Below are 7,093 nucleotides of genomic sequence, written 5' to 3'. Positions count from 1 at the left end.
CCCCCGGTGGGTGGGGCGGGCCGGCGCGCCTCCGTTTTTGTGGGGGGGGGGCCGGCCGGGGGGCCCCCACGCCTCTTTGTAGCGTCGAGCCACGCTCGACTCATGAAAAGCAGTCGAGCATGGCTCGACTCTACAGAGACAGCGAGCGCTCCTACACGGCGCTGTGCAATCCACGATCAGCTGCATGGCGCTCCAGCGCCAGTTCGATCAGGCGCGTGATCAGCGTGGTGTAATTCACGCCGCTGGCACCCCACAACTTCGGGTACATGCTGATGCGGGTGAAGCCGGGCAGCGTGTTGACCTCGTTGATGATGATGTCGCCGCCCGCGGTGAGGAACACGTCCACGCGCGCCATGCCCGCGCACTCCAGCGCCTGGTAGGCCTGCAGCGCGACCTGCTGGATGCGCGCCTGGGTTGCAGCATCGATATCCGCGGGTACCACCACTTCGGCGCCCGCTTCGTTGATGTACTTGGTGTCGTAGGCGTAGAACTCGTCGTGTACCACCACCTCGCCGCACAGGCTGGCCTGTGGGTGTTCGTTGCCCAGCACCGCGCACTCGATCTCGCGGCCGACCACCGCCGATTCCACCAGCACCTTGTGGTCATAGCGCAATGCCAGTTCGAGTGCCTCGGCGAAAGCCGCCGCGTCCTTGACCTTGCTCACGCCCACCGATGACCCCTGGTTGGCAGGCTTCACGAACAGCGGCAGGCCGAGCTGCGCGATCACCGCATCGACATCGACCGCCGCCGCCTGGGGGCGACGGATGCACAGCCACGGCGCCACCCGCAACCCGGCGTCGCGCAGCAGGCGCTTGGTCACGTCCTTGTCCATCGCCACCGCAGAGCCCAGTACCGACGAACCCACGAAGGGCAGGTTGGCCATGCGCAGCAGGCCCTGCAGCGCACCGTCCTCGCCCAGTGGCCCGTGTACGATGGGCAGCACGACGTCGATCTGCCCTAGTGCACTGGCCGCGTCGGAGGGCTGCAGCTGCGCCTGTTCCGCACCCGGGCGCACCGCCAGCGATGTACCGGACCGATGCAGGGCGATGCGCGACGGATCATCGGCGTTGATCAGGAAGGTGTCCGGCTGGCTCAGATGCCACTGGCCCTGCTTGTCGATGCCGATCAGCACCGGCTCGAAGCGCTCGCGATCAAGCGCATCAAGGATGTTCTTCGCCGACTGCAGCGAAACTTCGTGCTCGGAGGACTTGCCCCCGAAGATGATGCCGACCCGGGTCCGTGCCATGGTGCTGAGGTGTCCTGTGCGTTGCGTGGTCTCATAGCATGAACCTTCATCGGCCCCCCGCGTGAGGCACAGATGAACCAGAAATCCATCCACGCATGGCGTGGATCTAGCGTGTCGACCAAGGTCGACACCCACCGGACCCACCCCGCCAACCCACGGAATGCCCGCTGTTGCTGTTGCTTCGGCTGTTGCCGTTGCCGTTGCCTCTGCGGGTGCCGGGCGGCCGCCCGGCCCAAGCCCCCCACCCACGCAGGTAGAATGCGCACATGGCTCTTTCCCTGCTCAAGTCCCTCAAGCCGGTCGCTGGCCGCGCCCTGCAGATCGCCCTGAACCGCGCGCTGGCGCTGGATCCGGATACCCGCCATGCACTGGCCAGCCTCGATGGCCGGCACATCGACCTGACCCTGGAAGCGCCGTCGCTGGCGATGCGCATCAGCGTCGACGGCGACCAGCTGCGGGTCGGCCCGGTGGATGCGCAGGAAGCCGACCTGGCCGTGCGCAGCAGCCTGGCCGGGGTGCTGGCGCAGCTGCCGCTGCTGGCCAATGCTCGGCGCGGTGACAACAACGGCAAGGGCCGCGTACGCGTGGCCGGCGACGCCGAACTCGCGCGCCGCCTGCAGCAGCTGGCCAAGGGCTTCGATCCAGACTGGCAGCAGCCGTTCGTCAGCGTATTCGGTGACGTGCTGGGCGTGCAGGTGGCCAACACCCTGCGCAGCGCCCTGCAGCATGCGCGCCAGGGTGCGGTCGATCTGGCCCACAGCGCCGCCGAATTCATCACCGAGGAATCACGCGACGTGGTGCCACGCGCCGAACTGGATGCCTTCCACGATGATGTGGACGTGCTGCGTGACGATGTCGAGCGTCTCGGCGCGCGCGTGCAGCGCCTGCGGGGTGCCGCATGAAGGCCGTGCTGCGGGCCAGCCGCATCGGCCGGGTGATCCTGCGCTACCGCCTCGACGACCTGCTGCAGGGCACGCCGGCCGAGCGCTGGCTGCGGCTGGCCAAGCCGTTCGTACCGCGTGCCTCGGCCAGCATCGCGTCGCAGTCGCGCGGCGCCCGCCTGCGCCTGGCGCTGCAGGATCTCGGCCCGATCTTCGTCAAGTTCGGCCAGATCCTGTCCACCCGCCGCGACCTGGTGCCGCCGGACGTGGCCAACGAACTGACCCTGCTGCAGGACCGGGTCAAGCCGTTCGACGGCGATACCGCGCGCCGCATCGTCGAGGAAGCACTGGGCCTGCCGGTCAGCGAGGCGTTCGCCAGCTTCGATACCGAACCGCTGGCCTCGGCCTCGATCGCGCAGGTGCATGCGGCCACGCTGGCCGATGGCCGCCAGGTGGTGGTCAAGGTGCTGCGCCCGGGCATCGAGAAGCAGATCGACGCCGACATCGCGTTGCTCAACTCGCTGGCCGCCCTGGTCGAGCGCACCCACCCGCGTGCCGACAAGATCCGCCCGCGCGAAGTGGTGGCCGAAGTCGAGAACACCCTGGCCGCCGAGCTGGACCTGCAGCGCGAAGGCGCCAATGCCAGCGTGCTGCGCCGCTTCTGGGAAAACAGCGACGACCTGTACGTGCCGGAAGTGATCTGGAGCCATACCGCCGAGCGCGCGCTGACCCTGGAGCGCGTGTGGGGCATTCCTTCCGATGACATCACCGCACTGGACAAGGCCGGCATCGACCGCAAGGCGCTGGCCGCCAAGGGCGTGCGGGTGTTCTACACCCAGGTGTTCCGCGACAACTTCTTCCATGCCGATGCGCACGCCGGCAACATCTGGGTCGACACCGATCCGTCGCGCCGTGCCAATCCGCGCTTCATCGCGCTGGACTTCGGCATCATGGGCCAGCTGTCGCAGGAAGATCAGTACTACCTGGCCGAGAACTTCATGGCCATCTTCAACCGCGACTACCGCCGCATCGCCGAACTGCACGTGCAGGCGCGCTGGATGCCGGACAACGTACGCATCGATGACCTGGAGGCGGCAGTGCGTTCGGTGTGCGAGCCGTACTTCACCCGTCCGCTGTCGCAGATCTCGCTGGCCGAAGTATTGATGAAGCTGTTCCGCGTGGCGCAGCGCTACCAGCTGACCCTGCAGCCGCAGCTGATCCTGCTGCAGAAGACCCTGCTGAACATCGAGGGTGTCGGCCGCCAGCTGGATCCGCAGATCGACATCTGGGCGGTGGCCAAGCCGGTGCTGGCCAGGATCCTGCGCGAACGCTACAGCCCGCGGCGGGTGGTGCGCGAGATCGGCAAGCGCCTGCCGGAGATCATGACCCATGCGCCGGACATGCCGCGCCTGGTGCACGCCTGGCTGACCCAGCAGGTGGAGGGCCGCCATGAGCTGGCGATGCGCTCGCGCGATCTGGTCGCGCTCGATGCCAGCGTGCAGCGCCTGCAGAAGCACGCGGTGGGTGCGATCACCGGCGTCGGCCTGCTGGCCATCGCCGCGTTGATGTACGTGCTGCAGCCGCCGGGTTGGTACTGGGGCGACCTGCCGATGTGGAGCTGGGTGTCCGGTGCCGTCGGCGTGCTGGCGCTGGCGCGCGCGTGGTGGCGCTGATCCCGGTTGGTCGAGGGTCGGCGGCGACGCACGCTGCCGACCGATCGCGGATCTACCAGTGGTAGCCCAGGCCCAGGTGCGACTGCACGCTCTGGAAGCGGTCCAGGCGTGTCTTGTGCCAGGTCTTGCCGATGCCCATGTCCAGCACCAGATGCTCACCCAGCGGCTGGCTGCGGCGCAGGAAAGCGCGACGTGCATCGTGCTCGCGCAGCAGCAGCGGGTCGGAGTCGGCGGTATAGCCGGAGGTGCCGCTGCCCAGCCACAGCTGGGTCGAACCACGGCCTTGCCCATCCTTCAGGCGCAGTGACAGCGTGGTGCCATGGCCATCGGGGCCATTGGACTGGCGATGCCGCTCGTGGCGCATAGAGGCGGTCACGCGCGGGAAGTAATGCGCTGCGCCCACCGACCAGCCGCTCACGTACGCGCCGGCATGGTACTGGGCGTACTTGCCGCCCACGCTCAGCACGGTCTGCGGTGCCACCTTCCACTGGACGTCCTGGTTGATCTGGCGGTTGACGAACACCGGGTCATCGTTGGACGCCGTGAAGGCAGTGCGGGTGGACAGGCGCGGGTTCCAGCGCTGGTGCAGCGAGCCCTGCACGCGGTTGCCGCCGAAGCGCTTGCTGCCGTAGTCGCGTTCGCCATGGGCCAGGCCCAGGTGCCAGCGGCTGTCGCCGCTGCGGCCGGCCAGGTCCACGGTCCGTACATCGCGCTTGCCGAAGCCAGCGGTGTAGTCGGCATGGTCCAGTTGCACCGAGATCCGGTCGATGCCGGCATGGGCGCTGGACACAGCCAGCAGCAGGGCGCACGGCAGCGCGCCACGGAGGATCAATCGCATGGGGTTACTCCAGGGGTTGGGAATGCAGCGACTGCAGCAGCCGGTAGCGACCGGGTGGCAGGTTTCGTTCCACGGTGATGCGCGGGCCGAACTGGCTGCCCGGCGCGACGATACGACCCGGCAGGACGATCACGCCGACACCCAGCGCGGCGCCTTCACCGATCCAGGCGCCGAGCTTGTCGCGCTGGCTGTCGATGACGGTGTCGCCGATGTGGACGGCGACCGTCGCGCCATCCAGGCGATGGTTGCTGGTGCGCACCAGCGCACCCAGGTAGGCGCGGGCGTCGATGCGGCTGTCGGCGATGAAGCACTGCGGACCAATGCAGACGCCGTCACCGATCAGTGCGTTCTTCAGTTCACTGGCAAAGCCGATGCGCACACCATCACCGATGTGCATTGGGCCGCGCAGCAGCACGTTGTTGCCGATCAGGCAGTCGCGACCGATCGATACCGGCCCCTGCAGCTGGGCGCCGTCGCAGATGCGGCTGCCGGCACCGATCCGCACGTGGCCCTGCACTGTCGCGCGTGGCGAAACCTGTGCGCTGGAATCGGCGTGGGGTGCCAGCGCCGAAAGCCCATCGGCCATGGTGGCGAGGTCATTCCACCACATGCGGATACCTGGTCGGTTTGTCGCGCGCCGGTTCGCGGCCGGTGAACAGCCCGGCCAAGCCGTGCATCAGCCAGATCGCGTAGGCGAGCAGCACATACAGCATCGAGAACGCGGCGGCCGGCACCAGCCATGCGCGACGATGGTGGATCGCACTGATCACCGCCAGCAACATGACGATGCCGATCCAGAACACCGGCATCAGCGACAGGGCAAGGCCGCCAGGCCCATGCAGCAGGACCGCGCCGAACCAGACCTGCAACGACATCACGATGCCGGCGAGGGCGAGCAGCATCATCGGCAGGATGCTGAAGAAACCGAAGCGAGTCAGCAGCAGGCCGCGATGCAGGCGCATGCACACCGCATAGCCGACGATCCAGCGTCGCCAGCGCCGCCATTCTTCCACCAGCGTGTTGCATTCCTGCGGGTAGACCACGCAGCGCACGCTCTGGCGGACACGGTAGCCCTGCGCGACCAGCGACCAGGACATGTCCAGGTCTTCCACACGCGTGCGGTCGGAGAAGCCGACCTTGCGCAGCACCGAGGTACGGAACAGGCCACACGAGCCTGAGACGATGAACGGTGCACCGCCCAGCCACTGCTGGAAGCTGCGCTTGATGACGATCATCGGCAGCTTCAGGCTGGCGCGCACATGCGGCAGGAAGCCCGCACCCTGCAGGCTGGACGAAGGCACGCCACCGACGGCATCGGCGCCGCGTTCGATCTCCTCCAGCAGGTGGCCCAGGCCATGGCCGTGCGGATCGATGTGGGTGTCGGCGTCGGTCAGGAACACCTGCTCGGCGCTGGCGTGCCGCAGGCCATGCATCAGCGCGCCCCCCTTGCCGGTGTTGGCCTGGTGGACCGCCACCAGGCGCTCGGGCCAGCGCGCCTGCAGTGCATCGAGCACCTGGGCCGTGTTGTCGGTGGAGCCATCGTTGACGCAGATCACCCGCGCCACGTAGGGATTCTGCAGCAGGCTGGTCAGCGAGCGCTCCAGGCAGGGGGCCTCGTTGTAGGCCGGCACGATCGCATCGATGCTGTACAGGCGCGTGCTGGGTCGACGCGAGGCCTGCATGCACACCCGCACCAGGATGAAGGCACACATGGCCAGGAACAGCAGCGTCTTCATCACAGCACCAACCGGTAGGGCTGGAAGCCCTCGCTGGGGCCGATGCCGATCTGCTGGCCGCGGAACTGCGCATGGCAGCGCAGGTGGCTTTCCTGCATGTAGTGGCGATCGCCCTGGCTGGCATGCTCACGCAGTGCACGGATCTTCAGCTCCAGCTGTGCGCTGATGTCCTCGAACACCTGCGGCGCGAACTGCGGCAGGGTGCTGGGGCTCTCGTAGCAGAGGATCTGCGGGATACTGCGGCAGGCGATGATCGACGCTTCGTGGACGGTGCGATGGTCCTGGTGATGATCCTCACCACACATCGTGTAGACGCGATGTGGCGTGATCAGGGCGCAGGCCTGCTCGATCGCTGCGACGATGTCGTTGCCGCAGGCGGGAAAACCGGTGTCCGGAAAATCCTGCTGGATCACCTGGGTGACGCCGAGGCGGCGCAGCGCGCGGTGCGATTCGTCACTGCGATCGACGCCGGCATGGCAGCCCCGGCCGCCGCGGCTGAGCACCAACGCGTGGACGCGCGCGCCGGCGCGGGCGAGCTTGGCCAGGCTGCCACCGCAACCGAGCTCGATGTCGTCGGGGTGGGCGCCGATTGCCAGAATGTCGAGAACCATGGCCGTGTCCTTGCGCAAACCAAGAGGGCCGCGGGCAGGTGGACCGACCCGCGCGAAGAAGGCGGGAACTATCGCAATGTGAACGCGGCGCAGGGCTAGGAGGAATAC

7 protein-coding genes are annotated in these 7,093 nt (G+C 67.8%); 2 read left to right on the top strand and 5 right to left on the bottom strand.

The features are described 5' to 3' along the window. Positions 1-151 precede the first annotated feature (151 nt). A complete protein-coding gene (gene ddlA, locus V3B30_RS12630) occupies positions 152-1,246 on the bottom strand; it encodes a D-alanine--D-alanine ligase (protein WP_262084032.1) in 1,095 nt (364 codons plus the stop codon). Positions 1,247-1,512: 266 nt separating this feature from the next. On the opposite strand from ddlA, the gene V3B30_RS12625 reads away from it, so the two are divergent. Both V3B30_RS12625 and ubiB read left to right on the top strand, forming a co-directional pair. Further along, positions 1,513-2,148, top strand: a complete 636-nt coding sequence (locus V3B30_RS12625; RefSeq protein WP_262084031.1) for an SCP2 sterol-binding domain-containing protein — start codon at positions 1,513-1,515, stop codon at positions 2,146-2,148. Next, positions 2,145-3,800: a ubiquinone biosynthesis regulatory protein kinase UbiB gene (ubiB, locus tag V3B30_RS12620; RefSeq protein WP_262084030.1), complete on the top strand. Its 1,656-nt coding sequence runs from the start codon at positions 2,145-2,147 to the stop codon at positions 3,798-3,800. Before V3B30_RS12625 ends, ubiB begins: the two co-directional genes overlap by 4 nt. A 52-nt stretch (positions 3,801-3,852) precedes the next feature. Here the strand turns inward: ubiB and V3B30_RS12615 are convergent, their stop codons facing one another. From V3B30_RS12615 to V3B30_RS12600, 4 genes are read right to left on the bottom strand one after another with little or no spacing between them, the layout of a single operon-like run. Continuing rightward, the gene (locus V3B30_RS12615) at positions 3,853-4,638 is read right to left on the bottom strand and encodes a YaiO family outer membrane beta-barrel protein (protein WP_100474982.1); all 786 of its coding nucleotides are present in this window, start codon (positions 4,636-4,638) and stop codon (positions 3,853-3,855) included. A gap of 4 nt (positions 4,639-4,642) precedes the next feature. Further along, positions 4,643-5,248, bottom strand: a complete 606-nt coding sequence (locus tag V3B30_RS12610) for an acetyltransferase (RefSeq protein WP_262084029.1) — start codon at positions 5,246-5,248, stop codon at positions 4,643-4,645. Beyond that, positions 5,235-6,374, bottom strand: a complete 1,140-nt coding sequence (locus V3B30_RS12605) for a glycosyltransferase family 2 protein (protein ID WP_262084028.1) — start codon at positions 6,372-6,374, stop codon at positions 5,235-5,237. Before V3B30_RS12605 ends, V3B30_RS12610 begins: the two co-directional genes overlap by 14 nt. Beyond that, positions 6,374-6,985, bottom strand: coding sequence for a PIG-L deacetylase family protein (locus V3B30_RS12600; protein ID WP_100474979.1), 612 nt, complete (start codon positions 6,983-6,985; stop codon positions 6,374-6,376). Before V3B30_RS12600 ends, V3B30_RS12605 begins: the two co-directional genes overlap by 1 nt. Positions 6,986-7,093 lie beyond the last annotated feature (108 nt).

Source organism: Stenotrophomonas sp. SMYL41 (assembly GCF_036319965.1).
Classification (GTDB): domain Bacteria; phylum Pseudomonadota; class Gammaproteobacteria; order Xanthomonadales; family Xanthomonadaceae; genus Stenotrophomonas; species Stenotrophomonas maltophilia_R.
Note: the sequence above shows the minus strand (reverse complement) of the source record. Positions and strands in the feature narration are given on the sequence as shown.